This is a genomic window from Pedosphaera parvula Ellin514 (genome assembly GCF_000172555.1).
In the GTDB taxonomy this organism is placed as follows: domain Bacteria; phylum Verrucomicrobiota; class Verrucomicrobiia; order Limisphaerales; family Pedosphaeraceae; genus Pedosphaera.
On sequence record NZ_ABOX02000002.1, the window covers coordinates 161346 to 180583 of the forward strand.

The 19238-nt window shown below is 54.4% G+C and carries 11 protein-coding genes; 9 read left to right on the top strand and 2 right to left on the bottom strand.

Annotation, left to right across the window (positions count from 1 at the left end; all coding sequences use genetic code 11):
- Positions 1-95 precede the first annotated feature (95 nt).
- Positions 96-1289 (bottom strand): NnrS family protein, encoded by a 1194-nt coding sequence (locus CFLAV_RS01870; RefSeq protein ID WP_007412897.1) that lies wholly within the window; start codon positions 1287-1289, stop codon positions 96-98.
- Between the two features lie 311 nt (positions 1290-1600).
- On the opposite strand from CFLAV_RS01870, the gene CFLAV_RS01880 reads away from it, so the two are divergent.
- The 7 genes from CFLAV_RS01880 (at position 1601) to CFLAV_RS31630 (ending at position 11256) form a co-directional block, all read left to right on the top strand.
- Positions 1601-2542 (top strand): radical SAM protein, encoded by a 942-nt coding sequence (locus tag CFLAV_RS01880; RefSeq protein WP_050785599.1) that lies wholly within the window; start codon positions 1601-1603, stop codon positions 2540-2542.
- Between the two features lie 146 nt (positions 2543-2688).
- Positions 2689-3669 carry a helix-turn-helix domain-containing protein gene (locus CFLAV_RS01885; protein ID WP_007412899.1) on the top strand — a complete coding sequence of 327 codons (981 nt, stop codon included), beginning with the start codon at positions 2689-2691 and terminating at the stop codon, positions 3667-3669.
- A 51-nt stretch (positions 3670-3720) separates the two neighbouring features.
- Positions 3721-4956, top strand: coding sequence for a sensor histidine kinase (locus CFLAV_RS35370; protein WP_160164450.1), 1236 nt, complete (start codon positions 3721-3723; stop codon positions 4954-4956).
- Entirely contained in the window at positions 4953-5399 is a 447-nt protein-coding gene (locus tag CFLAV_RS01895; RefSeq protein WP_007412901.1) for a response regulator, read from the top strand. The genes CFLAV_RS35370 and CFLAV_RS01895 overlap by 4 nt, the downstream gene beginning before the upstream one ends.
- Positions 5400-5404: 5 nt before the next feature.
- The gene (locus CFLAV_RS31625; protein ID WP_007412902.1) at positions 5405-6829 is read left to right on the top strand and encodes a hybrid sensor histidine kinase/response regulator; all 1425 of its coding nucleotides are present in this window, start codon (positions 5405-5407) and stop codon (positions 6827-6829) included.
- Positions 6826-7515 (top strand): response regulator transcription factor, encoded by a 690-nt coding sequence (locus CFLAV_RS01905; protein ID WP_007412903.1) that lies wholly within the window; start codon positions 6826-6828, stop codon positions 7513-7515. The genes CFLAV_RS31625 and CFLAV_RS01905 overlap by 4 nt, the downstream gene beginning before the upstream one ends.
- A 327-nt stretch (positions 7516-7842) precedes the next feature.
- Positions 7843-11256: a protein kinase domain-containing protein gene (locus tag CFLAV_RS31630; RefSeq protein ID WP_007412904.1), complete on the top strand. Its 3414-nt coding sequence runs from the start codon at positions 7843-7845 to the stop codon at positions 11254-11256.
- 128 nt (positions 11257-11384) lie between these two features.
- Here CFLAV_RS31630 and CFLAV_RS01915 read toward each other — a convergent pair whose 3' ends face one another.
- Positions 11385-11948 (bottom strand): ECF-type sigma factor, encoded by a 564-nt coding sequence (locus CFLAV_RS01915; RefSeq protein ID WP_007412905.1) that lies wholly within the window; start codon positions 11946-11948, stop codon positions 11385-11387.
- A 250-nt stretch (positions 11949-12198) separates the two neighbouring features.
- Here CFLAV_RS01915 and CFLAV_RS31635 point away from each other — a divergent pair, with 250 nt between their 5' ends.
- Both CFLAV_RS31635 and CFLAV_RS31640 read left to right on the top strand, forming a co-directional pair.
- A complete protein-coding gene (locus CFLAV_RS31635; protein WP_007412906.1) occupies positions 12199-16671 on the top strand; it encodes a family 20 glycosylhydrolase in 4473 nt (1490 codons plus the stop codon).
- Between the two features lie 17 nt (positions 16672-16688).
- Positions 16689-19232: an NHL repeat containing protein gene (locus tag CFLAV_RS31640; protein WP_007412907.1), complete on the top strand. Its 2544-nt coding sequence runs from the start codon at positions 16689-16691 to the stop codon at positions 19230-19232.
- The last annotated feature ends 6 nt before the right edge of the window (positions 19233-19238 follow it).

A 19238-nucleotide genomic window follows, 5' to 3' on the forward strand; every position in this document is an offset into this window, starting at 1 on the left:
TTTCGATGAAAATTGCTGCGCAAGAGACGGTGATGGTGATAGCAGGCGTTCCGCAGAAGCGACAATCAACTTTCGAACTCAGGCCAGTGAGTTGATTATTTGTCAACATCGACAACCAAGACTTTCGGCAGAACAAACGCCGCCCAGAGCAGGACTCCGGCAATCCAGATCAGTGCGCCGTAAATGTAATGCGAGGCCAGGATCTTCGGCCAAAAATCTCCGCTGATGCGGGTGGTCATTCCAAAGAGCATCAATCCGATTGCGACGAACAGCCAACGATTACGCCCTTGCAGTCGTGCAAGGTTGCCGCTGTGTCCAAAAACAACACGGGTGGCGACTGTGAAAGTAATGACGGCAAATCCGCCAATAAGTGTCAGATGCAAGAGAGCCACTCGATATGACGGAAAGGCTGCCACAGCGATAAAACCGGCCACGATGCCGAACAATGAGGTGCGAATGGCAAATCCGAGTGCGTTCCGGCGATCCGGGGCGCGATGGAACGGCATTTCAAGCAGCATATAGCCAAGCACAACTGCAGCCCGAATGGCATACGAGGTATGAAGCCACCCTTTTACTTCGAAAAGAAACGTGATGATAATCAACGCGCCCGTCGCGAATGCCATTCCTGATTTCTTCAACCAGGAACCTGAGGGGTTTCTTGATTCGGGAAAATCGTGAGCGCTCTGCATCCCGAAAAAGCGGGGCAGGAGAAACGGGCCGATTCCAAGAATGGGCAGCAATACAAACCCTTGAGAGGAAAGCAATCGTTGCAGGCTGGTCCACGAGGGATCGATTTCCTTGTAATTCGCCACCAGGGCAAGAATGGTGCCTGTGCCAACGCAGATCAAAGCCATTAATACGAGGACAAATCCTGGCGGAGGCAGATCTTGACGGTGTTTCATTCGCAGCAGTATTGATCCGATGAACCAGAGGAGCGTCGAGAGGAACAAGGCGTCACCAAGTGGAATTCTGGCGAGCGCATACGACAGCACCATCAGCAAGTGAGCAAGCATCATGGGAAAGACTTCCAAGGCACTCAGTGGCTTCGAAGTCAACATGCGCGGCATGGCTGTGCCGAGAAAGCCGAAGATGAATGTACCGAACAGGCCATAAGCCATGATTCGCGCGTGTTCCAAGCCGGGATAAAAATCCGTCAGACCAGTGAAGTAAAGCGGCCAGAGCGCCACGCCAATGATGCCCGCCTGCGTTCCGACCGGGAAGAAAATCCGAAATGGCTCCCGGCTAAAAAATTTGGGTGAGAGCCGGATATTCAGTTTGTTCGTATTCATTGCGGATCAGTGAAGCCTGCTCAGGACTAAATCGAATGTAAGCGCGGCTGCTTCGATGTTCAACGCATGGACAGATTTACTCGCGGGGTCAACAATTACTTCCTGCAACTTGGCCGGATCACAACAAATCTTGCCATCTCCATTCTGGCCGATTTGAAGCGTTCAGCAGGGCGGTTTGCAATAAATGGACTTTATTCACGAAAATCGCGACCCATCGGGTGCAAGAATTGTCCAATTTTTGACAATCATCGAGTAGGCGAATAATGGGCATCGGCCTTAATTTGGTGTCGTAAATGGAAGCTAAATTATCCATGTCGCCCATCAAACATCAAACTGGCCGCGAGCAACCTGAGTCGGCCACGACGAGCGGCGGTTCATCCATGGAACCTGCGATGCCTGACAAAAAGGAAAAGCGGTTTCAAACGGCATTCGGCTGTTCGCGCGAAGGCCTTGGCAACCGATTTGTATACGTTGTCATTTCGCCGCGTGCCCGCGGCCTTTCGATTGGCATTAACATGAATCCGGGAAAGGACTGCAACTTTGATTGCGCTTATTGTGAAGTAAACCGGTGTCAGCGGAGCAGCGAGGAGTCTCTTGATGTTGACATCATGTGCGTCGAACTTCAGAAAACCCTTGAGTTGGTGCGTTCGGGAACGATTCATCAACAATCATTGTTCCGGATCGCACCGCCGGGCCTGCTGAAACTACGGCATGTTGCCTTGAGTGGCGATGGCGAGCCGACGCTTTGTCCGAATTTTTCCAAGGCGGTTCAAACCGTTGCCCACATTCGGGCCCGGAGCGGTTCGTTTTTTAAAATGGTGCTTATCACCAACGCCAGCGGCCTGGATTCACCTGAAGTGCAGAACGGGCTGAGATATTTTACGCGCGATGATGAGATTTGGGCCAAGCTGGATGCCGGATCGCAGGAGTATTACGAGAAAGTCAATCAGTCGAAAGTCCCGTTGGAAAAAGTGCTGGCCAACATCTTGTTCCAGGCACGGCAGAGACCGCTGATCATCCAGAGCCTCTTCCCAGCCATCAACGGCCAGGCACCGTCGCCAGTGGAAATTGCCCAATATGCGGAACGTCTCAAAGAGTTAAAAACTGCGGGCGCATGTATCCCGCTGGTTCAGATTTATTCCGCCACGCGTCCCACTCCACATTCCGAATGCGGCCATTTGCCGCTCAAAATATTGTCCGGCATCGCGCAGACCGTGAGGGAAACGGCGGGACTCAGAGCAGAAGTCTTCTGAAAGCATGAATGATTAGAAAGCAATTTGAACTAAATAAGAGATAAGCTGACTAAGGAAATTCCTTAGCCGGTCTAGTTGCTTTTGATAAGACAGGTTTGGGGATGCTCCCAATTGTCCGGCGCTGCTGTTATCTCTAGTTTGGTGTCATGCAAATGACAACGGCACAGCACGAAATCGGAACGCGGAATCCCTTTAAGCATTCCTCGTTAACGATCGATCCTGCGGATGCAAATACTCCTGAAAACGAGGCGAAAGAGAGCAAAAGCCTGATCGGAACTCTCTCAGCCTCCAAAATTTATCAGGACTACGAGCGGGCTTTTAGCGAGACGACAGGACTGCCGGTGGCATTGCGCCCGGTCGAATCATGGCAACTGCCACAGCATGGGAAGAAGCACGAGAACCCCTTTTGTGCAATGATGGCAGAGAAAAGTCGCAGTTGTGCTGCCTGCCTCAGGTTGCAACAGGAATTGGCCGACAAGGCCCAGTACGAAGCCCAGACGCTGACTTGTGAGTTTGGTCTTAGTGATACCGCTGTTCCGGTTCGCCTCGGAGAAAAGCTGATTGGTTTTTTGCAAACTGGCCAGGTGTTTCGCAAGAAGCCAACGAATACGCAGTTTGAGCGGACGGCCCAGTTGATTGCTGAATGGGGAGGCGAGGTGGATAAGGACCGTTTACGCCAGGCTTACTTTGATACCAAGGTGGTATCAACCAGGCAACATGAAGCCATCGTGAGTCTGCTTGAGATTTTTGCGCAGCATATCTCGTTGGTGAGCAACTGGGTTCTGGTGCAGGAACGCAATGCCGAGCCGCCGGTGATCGCGCGCGCCAAACGTTATATCGAGGACAATCAGGCTGAAGACCTGACCTTGAGTGAAGTGGCGAAGGCGGTCAATACGAGCACTTTTTACTTTTGCAAGATGTTCAAGAAGGCAACGGGACTCCACTTTACCGAGTACGTTTCCCGGGTTCGCATTGAAAAGGCGAAGAATCTTTTGCTGAATCCAAACCTGCGCGTGAGCGAAGTGGCTTTTGAAGTAGGCTTCCAGTCGCTGACGCATTTCAATCGCGTTTTCAAAAAGATCGTTGGTCAATCGCCGACGGAATATCGGGAGCAACTCGCCGTTTGATCCACAAAATGGGAATTCGACTTTCCCGTTGGCACAGTTATGTTTACGGCGATGGCGGACTATTCGAAATGGACGAAAGAGCAGTTAATTGAGCGCCTTAAGGCGCTGGATGCCGGAAGTGATTCCGGACCGTTGGCACCCGTCAAAGAACTCCAGGAACTTAAGGCCGCCCTTGATGCCCACTCCATTGTGGCCATTACGGACGCACGTGGCCGGATAACGTACGCAAACGACAAGTTCTGTGAACTTTCAAAATACTCGCGGGATGAATTAATCGGTCAGGACCATCGCATTATCAATTCCGGTTACCATCCCAGGGAATTTTTCAATCATCTGTGGACGACTATTGGCAGTGGCAACGTCTGGAAAGGCGATCTCCGGAACCGAGCCAAGGACGGCAGCATCTATTGGGTGGCCACGACAATATTTCCCTTTCTGGATGCCAACGGAAAGCCGCAGCAGTATATCGCCATTCGCACGGACATCACCCAGCGCAAACGGGATGAAGAGCAGTTGGAGCAGCTCGCGCAAAGTCTCGCCGAGAAAAACAAGGAACTCGAAACCATTGTCTACGTTGCCTCGCATGACCTGCGTTCACCCTTGGTGAATATTCAAGGCTTCAGCAAGGAACTGAGCGTTTCCTGTCGGCATCTGCAATCGCTGCTGGGATCAGCCAATGGATTCCAAAGCAGCCCCGAACTGCGGATGATACTGAACGAAGATATCCCCGAGGCTCTGGACTTCATTCAGGCTGGCGTGACAAAAATTGACATATTACTTTCAGGCTTTTTGCGCTTTTCGCGTCTCGGTCGGGCCGCTTTGAAAATCGAGCCGCTTGATATGAGCGGCATGCTGGCAAGCATTGCGCAGACGATGGAATTTCAACTGAAGCAAAGCGGAGCGATTCTGCGCCTGAATCCGCTGCCCGAATGCCTGGGTGATGCGATACTGGTCAACCAGGTATTTTCAAATCTACTGGACAATGCGTTGAAATATTTGGATCCGAACAGGGCTGGGGTGATCGAAGTTTCCGGAAATGTGGAAAATGGCAGATCGAATTTTCGCGTGAAAGATAATGGCATCGGCATTGCAGCCGAGCATCAGGCCAAAGTTTTTGAAATTTTCCATCGGCTTAATCCGAAGACAACATCAGGGGAGGGTCTCGGATTGACAATTGCTCAACGCATCCTGGAGCGGCAGGATGGAAAGATTTGGGTGGAATCCAAACCGGACAGCGGAAGCTCTTTTTTTGTTTCCTTGCCCGCAACGGTACGGAATAAAGAATGAGCATGACGAAGGAAGTGGTCATTTTGATTGCCGACGATGATTCCGGACACGCGCGGCTGATTCAGAAGAATTTGCAGCGCGCAGGACTGCACAATCCTGTGGAATGGTTCGAGAATGGGCAGGATATTCTGGATTTTCTCTTTCAACGAGGGAATCGGGTGCGAAGCAAGGATGCCTTTTATTTACTGCTGCTCGACATTCGAATGCCCAAAGTGGATGGCATCGAAGTTTTGCGACAAATCAAAAACGACGCCGAGTTAAGAAAGATCCCTGTGCTCATGCTCACGACCACTGATGACCCGCGCGAAGTGGAGCGATGCCATGCAATGGGTTGCAACAATTACGTGGTAAAGCCGGTGGATTATGAAAAGTTTGCCGACGCCATCAAGCAGTTGGGAATGTTCATCTCACTGGTGCAGGTCCCGGAAATTCACTCACCCTAATCGACATGAGCCAGGCCAAGCCAGAAACGATTCTTGTGGTGGATGACGACCTTGGTGTGCTGCGTCTGATTGAAAAATCACTTAGCCGGGAGAATCTATCGGTCGCCAAAGCCGAGTCAGGAGCAGCCGCGTTTGAATGGCTCCAGGAAAACCGGCCGGACCTGATGCTTCTCGACCTGAAGCTCGCCGACACGGTCGCCAAGGATTTTATTGCCAGGTTGTCGGTCATTAAACGACTTGGTCCATTCATCATTATTACCGGACAAGGGGACGAACGTGCTGCGGTGGAAATGATGAAAAGTGGGGCAATGGATTATGTGGTGAAGGACGCGCAATTTTACGATCTTGTTCCAACGATTGTTCGCAAGGCGTTGGAACAAATCGATCGGGATAAAAAACTGGCTGCGGCGGAGGAAGCCTTACGGATCAGCGAGGAAAGGTTCCGGGTTGGGTTGAAGCATTCTCCCATTAGCGTTTTCAATCAGGACACTGAATTGCGTTACACATGGTTTCACAACATGCCGTTTGCTGAACCGGGGAAGAATGTGTTCGGTAAAACGGATGAAGATTTATTTCCGCAGGCAGAGGCCGACCGGTTGGTGCAAATAAAGATGCGTGTTTTGATGACTGGCACTGGCGTGCGTCAGGAGGTTGGTTGCACTGTCAAAGACGGACAACGTGTTTACGATTTGACTGTCGAACCCGTCCGGGATGCAGAAGGCAGAATCGTTGGCATCACTGGCGCGGCAATGGATATCACGGAACATAAACGACTTGAAAAGGAGGTTTTGCAAATCAGCGAATTGGAACAGCGGCGCATTGGCCAGGATTTGCACGATGGCATTTGCCAGCATCTTGCCGGGATTGAGATGTTGAGTGAGGTGTTGGGCCAAAAATTGACGAAGAAAGGCAAGGATCTCGAAACTCAGGCCGAAAACATCGCGGCGCAGATTCGTAACGTCATTGCGCAGACGCGTTCGCTGGCGCGCGGTCTTTCGCCCGTTGTACTGGAATCAGAAGGGTTAATGGCGGCACTCTCCGAACTTGCCGTCAACACGGAAAAGCTTTTTTCCATCAAATGCCGATTTGAGTGTCTGGCGCCGGTTTATGTCCACGACCTGATCACGGCGACCCATCTTTTCCGAATCGCCCAGGAAGCCGTGGCCAATGCCATCAAACACGGCAAAGCAGCAGAGATTGAAATCGGCCTTGAGTCAAAGCTGGACAAAACGATTTTGGCGGTACGAGATAATGGCATCGGTATTCCCCCAACCCCGGGCGCGAGCAGGGGGATGGGACTGCGCACCATGCATTACCGTGCCGGGATGATTGGAGCCACCTTGCTTTTCCAGCGACAGAACAAAGGCGGCACTGCGGTGGTGTGTTTTCTTCCTGCTGGTGCAAACTCACAAAACAACCCAGGAACATGAACCAGAAAAAGAAAACCAGCCCGGCAAAAGCCACAAAGATCCTTCTGGTGGACGATCATCCCATGATGCGGGAAGGGTTGCGGCAAATAATTGGCAATGAAATCGACCTGGCTGTTTGTGGCGAGGCGGAAAACGCATTTCAAGCTCTGGAACTGGTCAAAAGCGAAAAACCCGACCTGGTGCTGGCCGATATTACGCTCCCAGATAAAAACGGGTTGGAATTGCTCAAGGACCTGCAAGCTCAGCATCCAAAGTTACCCGTGCTGGTAATCTCCATGCATGATGAAGCATTGTATGCGGAGCGCGTGCTGCGGGCCGGCGGACGCGGCTACATCATGAAGCATGAAGGTGGCAAAAAAATCATGCAAGCCATCCGGCATGTCCTGAGCGGGCAGATTTTTGTCAGCGAAAAAATGTCGGCAAGGATTTTGGAACTCTTTTCGGGGCATGGCACCCAGGCCGCCAGTTCGCCGATCGAGAATCTCACCGACCGCGAGTTCGAGGTTTTTCGACTCATTGGAGAAGGTCTAAGCACCAAAGAGATTGCTGCCAACATGCACGTCAGCGCCAAAACGGTGGAAGTCCATCGCATGAACATTAAGACCAAACTGGGACTTAAGACGGCCGCCGAGTTGATTCGCTACACAGTTCGTTGGGTTGAATCACAATCGACCAGCGGATTGTAAACGCAATGAGGCGAGTTGAAGGAGATGGCAGAGCAGCGAGGACTGGGGCGATGCTCAAATTCATATCTAAATCTGAATTTCCCTGGCAAATTCGTGCCGGATCTGCATGCCAACTTGTTTTCTCCAGACCCAGCATTTGAAGACTTCTCTCTCAGGTAGTAATCGATGCTTCGAAAGCGCATTGGCCACGACTTCAATCCTGCTCATGTGGGCGTGGATGAAATCGGCTGCTTCCTGCGCCTGGGATATATTTGACCGACAAACTTGAGCTCAGCCACGAATGATTCGACTGGTTTTTTGGTTTGAAGTGCACAAAGATGAACACAGATGCCCGAGTCTTCTGATCACGAGTTCACTATTTTCAGCGCTGCCCGGCAGTTGCCGCCTGGTGAGCGCGCGTCTTTTTTTGACAAGGTTTGCGCCGGCGACGATGCCATGCGCCAGCGCGTCGAAGAACTCCTTCAGGCTGGTGAAAAAGCGGCGGCGGCCTTCATGGAAACCCCGGCAGCAGATCTTTCGAAATCGAGCAGTGCTTCCCGCCCCGCCGTGGTTCGCGCCGAGAACCCGGGCGACTGGATAGGCCGCTACAAGTTGCTGGAGCAAATCGGCGAAGGGGGCTGCGGGATCGTGTATCTTGCCCAGCAGGAGGAACCGGTTCGCCGCCGCGTGGCACTCAAAGTCATTAAACTGGGGATGGACACGAAGAGCGTCATTGCCCGGTTTGAAGCTGAGCGGCAGGCACTGGCGTTGATGGACCATCCGAACATCGCCAAGGTGCTGGACGCCGGCGCAACGAGCGCTGGCCGGCTCTATTTCGTGATGGAACTGGTGCCGGGCGTCAAAATCACTGATTGCTGCGACCAGAACAATCTCTCCACCCGTGACCGGCTTGAACTGTTCATGCAAGTTTGCCATGCCATTCAGCACGCGCATCAGAAAGGCATTATTCATCGGGACATCAAGCCTTCAAATATCCTGGTCACGATGAACGATGGGGTGCCATTTCCCAAGGTAATTGATTTTGGCATCGCCAAGGCGACCCACGGCAAATTGACCGATCAGACGTTTTTCACCGCATTCGAGCAATTCATCGGCACACCCGCTTACATGAGTCCGGAACAAGCCGAGGCTGGCGGGCTTGATGTGGATACGCGCACCGATATCTATAGTCTGGGCGTTTTGCTTTATGAATTGCTGACCGGTCAGACACCATTTAACTCCAAAGAACTGTTGCAAATTGGGTTGGATGAGATTCGACGCACCATACGGGAGCGAGAGCCGGCTACGCCTTCGACCTGTTTGAGCACAATGCAGGGCGACGCTCTGGCCACCATCGCCAAACATCGAAAAGCTGAAGCGCTCAAGCTGATTCATCTGGTGCGCGGCGATTTGGACTGGATTGTGATGAAAGCGTTGGAAAAGGATCGTGCGCGCCGTTACGAGACCGCCAACGATTTGGCCGCGGATATTCGGCGGCACCTGAGCAATGAAGCGGTGGTGGCCCGACCGCCGAGCACTGCGTATCGGTTTCAGAAACTGGTGCGACGCAATAAGCTGGTATTCGCCGCGACTGGCGCCATCGCCGCTGCTCTGGCCATGGGGGTAGCGCTATCGGTCTGGTCTTCAATTAAAGAGCATCAAGCGCGTCTGGAGGCTGAAAAGGAACGCCGACAGGCACAAACAAACGAACAAAAAGCGCAGGTTGAAGCCGCCAAGAGCCGACAGGTGGCTCAATTTCTCGAGGACATGCTCGATGGTGTCGGCCCCTCAGTCGCCATGGGCAGCGATACGACGCTGCTCAAAAGGATTCTGGACAATACGGCGAAACGAATTGGATCGGACCTTGCCCAACAGCCCGAGGTGGAGGCGGAGTTGCGCTATACCCTGGGCGAAGTCTACTGGGAACTGGGGGACTTGGAAAACGCACAGGCCATGCATGAAAGGGCGCTCTCTCTTCGCATCAAAGAGTTGGGTGGAAAAAATCCACTGGTTGCCCAATCCATGCGGCGCCTCGGCCACGTCCTGTGGCGACAAGGATTCCTGGATAAGGCTGAGAAAATGGCGCGCGCCGGCGTGGCGTTGCAACGAGAATTGTATGGCAACAAGAACCTGGAGGTGGCCAGATCGCTGGAAGACCTTGCCGCAATACTCAACACGAAAAACCTCTCAACGACGGTTGAGGCAACCCTTCGAGAGGCTGTGACCACCAAGGAAGCTCTGCTGGGAGATAATAATCTCGAAATGGCGGACTCGCTGGATAATCTGGCCGCATGGCTGTTTTCCAGGCGGTATAAAAGACCGGAAGCTGCTGCTTTATCTCGCAAAGCCATCGCGATACGCCGGAAACTCCTCGGCCCCGACAATCCGCTGGTGACCATTGCGTCGCTCAAACTTGAGTCCAACGAACTTGATATTCAAGGCAAGTCAAATGAACAGGAAGCCACGCTGTACAAGCTGGTGGCGGAGCAGCGGAAGATTTTGGGAAACGAACATCCAAGCTTGGCGCAATCACTGAACCTCCTTGCCTCGGTCCTTAAAAATGAGGGCAAACTGGCCGAGTCCGAACCTATCCAGCGTGAGGCGTTATCAATGCAGAGGAAACTTCTGGGCGAGGAAAACCCGGAAGTGGCCAAGAGCGAGGCGAGCCTGGGTGAACTGCTCATTGCCGGGAATAGACTCTCCGAGGCGGAACTCATGTATCGCAGTGCGCTCACGATCCGCAGGAAAGTGTTCGGCCCTAACAGCACTCTGGCGGGTGAATCGCTCGTTAATTTGGGTCAGTTGCTGGAAAAGGAAAATAAATTGGAAGATGCCAGAAACCTCTATTTGGAGGGAGCCAGCGGCGTGTCCGATTTCGCCCTGACAGCCCAGGATTGCCTCGGCATGCTGTACGTTCGCAGCAAAGACGGGCTGAACGACCCGACCGAAGGCGCAAAATGGCTCCGCAAGTCCGCCGAGCACGGAAACAGCCGCGCCAAAATTGACCTGGCCATTTTATATTTTGATGGCACTGGTGTTCCGAAAGATGAAGTGGAGGCTCTAAATTGGTTTCACAAAGCAGCGCAGCAAGGCAACAGTCAGGCGATGAAAACCCTGGCGGACTGCTATTGCGCCGCCGGCCGTAGCCAGGAAGCGATCGCTACTCTGAGGCAAGTTTCTGGTTCGCGTCCGAAGGACATGGATCTTTCGCTGACGCTTGCTACATGGCAAGCCTGGTTTAAAAATGATGTCGATTACGAAAGCACCCGCCAGCATGTTGTTCAACAAGCCGCAGGGACGGATGATGCTCCCACGGCGCAAGGCGCCGCCAAGGCGTACTGCCTGCTGCATTCCACCAACGCCGTTATGTTAACGAAAGCGCTTGATCTTGCGCGGCGGGGGGTCGAACTCAGGAAAGGCACACCGTTTCTGCCGTGGTATCAACTTTGCCTGGGCATGGCGGAGTATCGTAGTGGTCAGTATGCGAATGCAGAACAAACCTTGGCCGAGGCCGAACAATCGGCTGGCAAATACCCTGATCTTCCAGGAACTGCGCGTTTATTCAGGGCAATGAGCCTGTTTCGACAGGGACAATCCGAAAAGGCCCGAGCTGTATTTAGCGAAGCAGAGGCACAAATGCCTCCGTTTCCGCTGGAGGAGAGCAAACCAATAATTGAGGGAAAGACTGCTTCCCACAACGTAATGATCTGCTGGCTGGCGTATAAAGAAGCAAAATCTCTGTTAAACAGAACGGACCGGTAAATGCCAAGGTCAGACCGGTCAATCAAATAGGACAAGACCACCACGTTGCGTCTTGCGGAAACCGGTGAAAGAGGTGTAACCGATCATGGCGCAACCCGGCCAGAGGATGTTTGCGCCCGGGACTTTTCTCAGGAAATCCTGTTCCGCTCGATCTCCCTAAAAAGCCAGGCTTTGGCGTGGGCCCAATAATTATCAGCGGTGCGGGCGGAAATACCCAGAGCTACGGCCGTTTCTTCGAGGGTCATGCCAACAAAATAACGTAGTTTCACCAAATCCGCTTCGGCCTTGTTTTGAATGGCGAGTTTGTCAAGTGCCTCGTGGACGTTGAAGATCTCTTCGTTGTCACAAGGTGCGGCAATTTCCAAATGCTCAATGTCCAGGGCCTTCTGGCCGCCGCCATGACGAAGGGCGTGCTTGCGCCGCGCTTTTTCAATAAGGATGCGGCGCATGGCCTCAGCGGCGGCGGAAAAAAAATGAGCGCGATTAGCGAATCGCGGGTTGTCCTGTCCAACCAGGCGCAGCCAGGCTTCATGCACCAACGCGGTGGGTTGCAAGGTCTGGTTAGGCCCTTCGCTGGCCATTTTCACCGCCGCCAACTTGCGCAACTCTCCGTAAACCAATGGCAATAGTTCGTCGGCGGCTTGGGGGTTGCCTTGTTCGATTGACTCAAGAATCCGGGTGACGTCGCTCAATCGCCAACTCCTATCAAACTCTGCGGAGTAGTGAAAGAGAATTTCACGCCGGGCGGTTCCGGGGTTGAACTGACGAGGATTCCCATTCGGACCGGCCCGTCAACCTAATCAATCACGCCGTGAAAATTTTTTTGCGCCTTTCTTCCTGTAATTTCGCATTAAAGATCGAAGGCCGTTAAATCATGTTGAAACGCTTTAAATAGAGTCATTTGTCTGGCATCGGATTGGCAATGGAAAAAAGAGAGTAAATATGAACCGTGGATTTATAAAATGTGTCCTGTCGCTCGGGGTGGTGGCTCTGGTCTCGGTTGCCGAGGCACACCCGTACGCCTCAGGTATTACCAACAGCAACGGACTCATTTCCTGGGTATTGAACGAAACCGCCTCGGACGTCAAAATTGTTTTCGATGATGGCGCGACGATCATGGACTACGGACCAGGACTCGCCGTGGGCACCAATGTTTTTACTTTGGGAGCCCATACGAATTTTTCCATTGTCGTTTTCAAAGTGGGTTCCAATGTACTCAACCAGATCAGCAGTGATGCCAACATTTACAACAACTTCCATGGCCCGCGCGGCGTGGCAGTCAACAAAAACCCCAAGACCTGGAATTTCGGCCGCACTTATGTCGCCAACGCCAATCCTGGTAGCGCCGGCCCCATGCGCCCCGTCACCACCAAGGGAATCTACGTCATGGACGCCGCTTCCGAGGACTGCCTCGGCCTTGGCAACGTCGCGGCCACGGCGGGCATCACTTTAGGCAGCAGCACCACCTTCTCTCCTTACAAATTGTTCGTGGGACCGGATGACGCGCTGTATGTGGGCGATGCTGCCACCGGCATAATCGGAGGGGTTTGGCGGGTGGACGCAGATCTCAAGACCTCCGCCACTATTTTTGGGCTGGCCAATCCCGGCAACAACACCACGGCCTCAGGTGTCAACTTCGGGCGGGCCGCCGGCACGCCAAACGTTACCGGCTCATTGGCCAACAGCAACCTGGTGCTCACGCTGACCGCGTGGGATTTGAATCTCGTTAATCCACCTGGCACATTCTCCCCAACGGCGACGGGGTACCAAAACATTTACCGATATAATATCGGGGCCGGTCCGTTGCCGTGGAGCAACTTCCCCACCGTAGTGACCAATCCGATCCGGTTTGGCAACATAAATTCGGTGGTCATGGATGTCCAGATTGCGCCGGATGGAAAATACTTTATCACCGCCAAGCGCAACAGTCCCTCCGATGGCACAACCAATGTGTGTGTGCTGGACAGCACGGGAACAACCGTGCTGTGGGATTCAAAAACGCAAAGCGCCGCCTACTTTGGCGATACGGTCAACGATCATCTTAGCATTGTTAATTATTCGATCTCCGTTTCCCCTGACGACAAATTCGTGCTCATTCAAGGTGCGGCAAATAATAATTTTCTTCTCATGTCGTTGACCAACGGGATTCCAGACATTTCCACGCTAACAACCAATACCACGGTAGGAACGGGCGGCGGTTCGACCTGCTATGCCTCCACATGGGATGCGGCCGACAATATCTACGTCTCCAGCGGCGGATCGGGTACCTTGCGCATTTTTTCCCCGGGAATGACCACAACCTGCATCACCAGCAACGATGCGACCTGCACCAATGGCAGTTTCCAATTGACCACCACTTCCGCCGCTCTGGCAGCGATTCAAACGCAACCCACCAACCAAACCGCGCAATGCTCTGGTAATGCCTCTTTCTTTGTCGGTACCTCCGGCGTGGGGCTAAAATATCAATGGTATCTGGCTGGAACGGGAGCCATTGGCGGCGCAACCAATTCGGTCTTGACGCTGAGCGGGGTTTCCATGGCCCAATCCGGCTCCAGCTATACAGTTATCGTCAGCAATACATTGAACAGCGTCACCAGTCAGGTTGCCGTATTGACCGTGACTGATACAGTTCCCCCCATCGTGACACTGAACGGCAGTGCGACGATCAGTCTCCCTCAAGGCACCCCGTTCATCGATCCAGGGGCAACCGCCATGGACTCCTGCGCCGGCAGCGTACCGGTGACGATGAGCGGGACGGTCGACGTGAATTCCATCGGCACGTATCATCTTTTCTACTTGGCAACCGATCCCAGCGGCAATTCAGCCACCAATAGTCGCACAGTGGTTGTTCAGGCCACCAACGGACCTCCCTTTATTGAGCAACAACCTTCCGATCAAATTGCGCAATGCACTTCTCCCGTGGTTTTCAGCGTCATTGCGGCTGGCGCCGCGCCACTGAGTTATCAGTGGTACAATGGTGCGCTGCCTCTTTCCGACGGAGCAGGGGTTTCCGGTTCCTCCACCGCAACTCTTACCTTGAGCGGCACACTGCTTTCGCAAGCAGGCAGTTACTCGGTGGTAATTACCAACAGCCTCAACAGCATCACCAGCCGGGTAGCAACCCTGACCGTAAGTGACACGACGATTCCGACCATAACCGTCATCGGCAACACGGTAATCAGCATGGTCCAAGGTTCGTCCTACATCGATCCTGGCGCGACGGCTGCAGACGCGTGCGTCGGCAGTTTGGCGGTGTCAACTGCGGGCAGCGTCGATGTAAATACACCGGGCAGGTACGTGATTGTCTACGCGGCGACCAACTCGACGGGTAATTCGGCCAGCGCACAGCGGATCGTCACCATCACTCCGATACCCGGTCCCATAACGGCCGGCACGCCCAACATCATTCCTTTGCCCGCAACCCTGCAAAATCGGCCCGGGGTCTTTTCCCTCTGCCCTTCGCAACCATACCCTTCCGCTCCCGCCCATGCGCTGATGCAGATTCTGGTTGATAACGCGTCGCAAGCAACAGGCCAATACCTTGCAGCCGCGTTGTTCAAATCCACTGGCTATCAATTTAGAGTCGTTAATTCCACTGAAACCAACGCCGTGAAAGGGGCAATTTTGATCACCACTTCCAACGCCATCCCGAGCTTGGGCACGGAAGGTTACGAACTGACCGTCGCGCCGGATTCGGTGGTCATCCGCGCGCCCGCGCAAGGGGGAACGTTTTACGGCGTTCAATCCCTGCTGCAATTGCTGCCGCCGCAGATTTATTCGTCCCACATTGTCTCAGGTGTGGCCTGGACTGCCCCGTGCGTTTACATCCAGGACCAACCCCGATTCCCGTGGCGGGGCGTGATGCTCGATGTCGCACGGCATTTCTTCAATAAGGACGAGGTCAAGCAGGTTTTGGATGCGATGGCCATGCACAAGTTGAACACCTTCCACTGGCACTTGGTGGATGATCAGGGCTGGCGCCTGGAAATCACCAACTATCCCAATCTGACCGTCGCCGGCGCATTCCGGTCAGGCACGGATTATGGTCTGCCACCTCGAGCCGCCACGGCAACGAATGCCGCCGGGCTGTATGGTGGATTTTACACGCAAGCCGAAGCGCGCGAGATCGTGGCTTATGCGCAGGAACGGCACATCACCGTGGTACCGGAAATTGAGATGCCGTGCCACGTTACCTGCGCCCTGGCCGCGTATCCGCAATTTGGTTGCGGCAACGCTGCCAGCTTTTACAACCCGGACTATCCCAGCATCAATTATGGCGTGGATCTTTACAGTCTGGGCACCCCGGCAACGCTCGCATTTCTGCAAGATGTCTTAGACGAGGTCATGGGGATTTTTCCCGGCAAATACATCCATTGCGGTGGTGATGAGGTGGTGGCCAGCGGTGATAGGCAATGGAACACTTATTCTGCGGACGTCGCGAACATGGCCTCTCTTGGCATCACACCCAACGGATCCACCTCAGTCATCCAGTATCAGCATTGGTTTTCCTCCGCTCTCGCCAATTATCTCCAAACTCAGGGGCGTATGATGATGGGTTGGACTGAAATTGAGAATGGCGGCATCGTGACCAATGCTGCGTTGATGGATTGGCAAACGGGCGGTTCCAGCCAGGCCGTGGCCGCCGCTGAAGCCGGCCAACCCGTGGTCATGACGCCGGATAGCAGTTGCTACATCAATTACGTCGAAGGCGGTGGTAGCAGCAGCCTGAAGTACGAACCGCCTTTCGTTGTCGGCGGAACGCCGTCCTATTTGTCGCTCAGCCAGATTTATGCTTTCAATCCGGTCCCTGCCACTTTGCCTTCGCAGTACGGCAGCAACATCCTCGGCGCGCAGTGCAATTTGTTTGGCGAGTACGTGCCCTCTTTCAGGAACGTTATGTTTAAAATGTTTCCGCGCGTGACCGCCCTGGCAGAAATAACCTGGACGCCGCAGGCCTCGCAAAGTTTCAGCAACTTCACCAATCGACTGGTGATGGAAGAGCAGCGTTACACCCAAATGGGAGTCAATTACGACCACGAAACCCTTCCGCAAATCGGGACTTGGGGTCCGACGGTTTCCACCAGCTCCACGACCAATTTTTACGACATCACGACCAACGTGACTTCGGCGGGCGAAATTGACGTTAGTTTCTGGTACACCAGCGGTGCAAATCTTGCCATTTCTTCGGTGGCGCTGCTGGTCAATGGCGTGCAGGTGGATGTTGACGCGCACGCCGGACTGGCTGAGCCAAGCTCGATTTATCAGGCCACGAAACCCTTCATCCCGGTCTTTACGCTTTACGTGCTTCAGCTGCCTGCAATGAAACCGGGCGCAACTTACACCATCCAAACCGTGACCCAGGCTTCCGGCGGCACGACGGCCAGCGGGACCATTTATCTGCCGAACTGGAATTGATCAACCTTCTCGAATCAATGAAAACTTTTGTTTCCTTCACGCTGGGACCTGAAAAAAAATTGGCGTTGCTCGCCTGCAGCCTGGGGCTATTCGCCGTAGTCGCAGCCCAGGCTCAGCCGCTGCTGATTGGCACCGTGGCCGGTTATGCCGGCAAAGGCTCTGCCGATGGCGTTGGCGGCAGTGCACAGCTTTTTGGTCCGCAGGGGGTGGCGGTGGACGGCGCGGGTAATGTTTATGTGGCCGATACCGGTAATAACATTATCCGTGTCGTAACCGCTTCCGGTCTGTGCCGCACATTGGCCGGAACCGCAGGTGTGCAGGGTAGCGCCGATGGCATGGGCGCCCAAGCCTCCTTCAATCAGCCTTCGGGCATTGCTTTGGACAGCGACGGCAATATTTATGTGAGCGACTACGGCAGCAGCACCATCCGCAAAGTCACCCAGTCAGGCCAGGTCACCACTCTCGCCGGCATGACGGGTGTTACCGGCAGTGTCAACAACACTGGAACCAATGCACTCTTCTTCCATCCCATGGGCCTGGCCGTGGACAATGCCACCAATCTTTATGTGGCTGATTACGGCAATCATCTCATTCGCAAAATCACCCCGTCCAATGTCGTCTCCACCCTCGCCGGGGTCACCGGTGTGCCCGGTTCGGCCGACGGCCTCGGCGGGCAGTTCAATGAGCCTGAAGCCGTGGCGGTCGATCAGGCCGGCAATGTTTACGTGGCTGATACGGGCAACGCCGCGATTCGCATGATCATGCCCGGCGGATCGGTCACCACCCTGGCCGGTGCTGCCGGCTTCGTGGGCAGCGCGGACGCCAGCGGGACCAATGCCCTGTTCCATCAACCGGCTGGCATCGGCATCAACAGTGCGGGGAATCTTTACGTAGCCGATTATTTCAACAACACCATCCGCCAAATTTCGCCTGCCGGCGTTGTCACCACTCTGGCTGGATTGTCCGGCACCGCAGGCAGCGCCGACGGGACCAATAGCTCAGCCCGGTTCTTGGGTCCGCAAGGCGTGGCGGTTGACAGCACTGGCACAGTTTTTATCGCCGACACGGCCAACAGCACCATCCGTGTTATGACCGCCGCGGGCGTGGTGACAACGCTTGCTGGATCACCCTCCGAAGGCAGCATCAACGGCGTCACCTCCAGCGCACGTTTTTATTCCCCGCAAAACGTGGCCGTGGATGGGCAGAATAACATCTACGTGGCCGACACCCAGAATAGCGTTATACGTAAAATCACACCTTTCGGCGTTGTCAGCGTGTTGGCCGGAACAACGGGCGTGTTCGGCAGCGCGGATGGTTCCGGAGCCAACGCTCTTTTTTCTGGTCCGCAAGGCATAGCCGTGGACGGCGGCGGCAACATCTACGTGGCCGATACCGGCAACAGCACCATTCGCAAAATTACTCCGAGCGGTTCAACCAGTACCTTGGCGGGCTCTGCCGGCAATCCCGGCAACGCCGACGGCGCTGGTATCACTGCCCAATTTTACCAACCGCAAGGCGTGGCGGTGGACAGCGCCAACAATGTGTATGTGGCGGACACCGGGAACCATACCGTCCGCATGGTCACTCCCGGCGGCATCTCCAGCACGCTGGCCGGTTTGGCCGGAACCTTTGGGACTTTTGACGGCACCAATGCCGGTGCCCGCTTCAACGGCCCGACCGGCATTGCGGTGGATGGCGCGGGCAATTTGTACGTGACAGATTATAACAATGACACCATCCGCAAAGTGACCTCGGCGGGCGCGGTCACGACCCTGGCGGGTTGGACAGGGATGTGGGGCAGCATTGACGGCGCTGGCAATAGCGCGCTTTTCTTCGGGCCCAGCGGCATCAGTGTGGACGCCTTGGGGAATTTGTACGTGATCGATTCCGGCAACAGCACCCTGCGTAAACTTACCCTTTCCGGCGGCACCTGGACGGTCAGCACCGTTGCGGGAATGCCGGGAGTCAATGGCGGCATCGACGGCAGCGGCGCTGGCGCCGAATTTTATTATCCAGCGGGAGTGACCGTCAGTGCTGCAGGCTATGTCTATGTGGCCGATGCCGGCAACAACACCATTCGTTCCCAAGCCATTCCTCCCTCCATCCTCATCCAGCCACAAAGCCAGACCAATCAAACGGGCACGATCACTCTCTTCAACGTAGGCACGTACGGCACTATGCCCTTCAGCTACACGTGGCAATACAACGGCACCAATCTCCCGAGCTCCAGCAGCAGCCTGATGGCCAGCAACGCCGGTAGTTACAAGGTGACCGTGAGCAACGTGGCCGGGCAGATAACCAGCGATGTCGCCACTCTGACCCTGACCAACTCGCCATTTGGCCAGACCGGCGTTTTCCAGAGCATTGCCATGCAGCCGAACGGCACCGTGCAATTTTCATTGAGCGGCTCCTCCGGCGCCATCTACACCCTCGAAGTCTCAACCAACCTGGTGAATTGGACCCCTCTGGTGACTTTCACCATGACCAATGGAACCGTGCAATTGATTGACACCACCGCGACCAATTTCCCTGCTCAATTCTACCGACTCGTTAGTCCTTGAGCTATT